Annotated in this window: 2 protein-coding genes; both read right to left on the bottom strand. The window is 46.3% G+C overall.

Annotated features, from left to right (window positions below; all coding sequences use genetic code 11):
• The coding region (gene tnpB, locus UF06_RS03400; protein ID WP_045569185.1) for an IS66 family insertion sequence element accessory protein TnpB at positions 1–236 on the bottom strand (236 nt) is incomplete at its 3' end.
• Positions 233–553: a hypothetical protein gene (locus UF06_RS03395; protein ID WP_045569184.1), complete on the bottom strand. Its 321-nt coding sequence runs from the start codon at positions 551–553 to the stop codon at positions 233–235. The genes tnpB and UF06_RS03395, both read right to left, overlap by 4 nt.
• Between the last annotated feature and the right edge of the window lie 80 nt (positions 554–633).

Here is a 633-nt window from a genome sequence, read left to right as displayed (position 1 = left end):
GGCCACTTGTACTTGGCTTTTTCAAGGCGCTTATACCAAAGAGCAAAGCCTGTTTTATCCCAGTACAACACTTTGATTTTGTCGCGCTGTTTGTTGGTGAACAGGAACAGTGCGCCGCTGCCCAAGGGCAAGTCGGTGTCATTTTCGATAATCGCAGCGAGGCCGTTGATGGACTTTCTAAAATCGACGCTTTCACGATACAAGTAAATCTTTGGAGCGCTGAGCATGCGTTTCATGATAACGCACCGATAAGCTCTGCGAGATAGGTCGCTGGTGTGCCTTGTGGGATGCTCAGTTCAACATTGTTTACAAGTAGTGTCATGTTGGCAACGACAACGTGAGTGGCTTGATACTTTGTCGTCTTTTCAACGACTTCTGCTTTAACAAAGCCAACCGTGTTCGGTTTTTCGATGTGCTTTAACTGTTGGCGCTTAGCGTAAAAAGTGGAAAGGCTCAGTCCGTTACGTTCACAGAATAATCGTTGTGATAGCTGGCTGGATTCATAGTGTTCGAACAGGGTTCGCCATTCTTGGTTAGTGCGTCGTTTGGCCATTTCAAATCTCCTTTGGGTTGGAGGTTTGATCTTATTATTCGGGCTAGACGATTAGAATGCGGGGTTTATGATGCGCTTAC

The organism is Vibrio sp. S234-5, from assembly GCF_000960595.1.
Classification (GTDB): Bacteria; Pseudomonadota; Gammaproteobacteria; order Enterobacterales; family Vibrionaceae; genus Vibrio.
Note: the sequence above shows the minus strand (reverse complement) of the source record. Positions and strands in the feature narration are given on the sequence as shown.

Bases quoted from the DNA above. Each gene is read 5' to 3' on its own strand.
- UF06_RS03395 (WP_045569184.1), bottom strand. From the start codon at position 553: ATGGCCAAACGACGCACTAACCAAGAATGGCGAACCCTGTTCGAACAC.